The 505-nt window shown below is 41.4% G+C and carries 2 protein-coding genes; both read right to left on the reverse strand.

The genetic code is table 11. From position 1 onward, the window contains the following. Window positions 1-46: 46 nt before the first annotated feature. Window positions 47-280 (reverse strand): DUF3389 domain-containing protein, encoded by a 234-nt coding sequence (locus R7R24_RS30745; RefSeq protein WP_005455381.1) that lies wholly within the window; start codon window positions 278-280, stop codon window positions 47-49. Window positions 281-322: 42 nt separating this feature from the next. After that, a partial coding sequence (locus tag R7R24_RS30750; RefSeq protein ID WP_318120718.1) for a hotdog fold thioesterase occupies window positions 323-505 on the reverse strand: 183 nt, incomplete at its 5' end.

Consider the following 505-nt stretch of genomic DNA (forward strand, 5'->3'; position numbering starts at 1 on the left):
CAAGTTTCCTCATTTTTATGAAAAAGTGCAAATATGAAGGGGTAAATTATTGAATATCGATACCAATTTCTTGTGCGAGTTGGATAAGTTGTTCCTCATTATCCAATTTTATTGACCATTTGCATTCGGCCCCATGGGCTAACACAACATTTGCGCCGCGACCAAGAAGTTGAAGTGCATCGGTTTGTGCTTGCAATGTGACCATTGCCTCACCCGTTAGTTTGATGACGATTTCACGCTGCGTCGCGATAATTTTACCTAATGAAAACTCGATAACCATGTTCTGCCTTTGGGTGTATCTCTGCTGATTGATGAAGTCGAATTAAGCCAATTTTGCTTTTTGTTGTTTCACAGCAATCGTTAGACGACTAGTACACACCAAACGATCACGTTCGTCTGCAATTTCAATCTGCCAAACTTGAGTCGAAACACCAAGGTGAATAGGTTTTGCGGTACCGATAACATAACCACTGCGCATTGCTCGTACATGGTTTGCGTTGATATC

It is taken from the genome of Vibrio sp. 704 (assembly GCF_033339295.1).